Origin of the sequence: Streptomyces sp. NRRL B-24572, from assembly GCF_002156145.1 — a bacterium.
Classification (GTDB): Bacteria; Actinomycetota; Actinomycetes; order Streptomycetales; family Streptomycetaceae; genus Streptomyces; species Streptomyces vietnamensis.
Genome location: NZ_MWIG01000169.1, coordinates 1 through 212, shown reverse-complemented (window position 1 = coordinate 212; position 212 = coordinate 1).

The window sequence follows — 212 nt, the reverse complement described above, 5'->3', positions numbered from 1 at the left end:
CCGACTTCCCGTCGACCGCCGACTTCTTGCCGGCCACGTCCTTGGCGACCCCGGCCGCACCGGTGGAACCGGCGACCGAGGTCTTCTTCGCGGCGGTCTTCTTCGCCACCATGTCGCGGCCCCTTCACATTTTGTGATCTTGCTCGCGAATCGTGCTGGGACGATAAATCGGCCCAAGGCCCGCGGCAACGGGGCACGCCGCCGTTCCCACC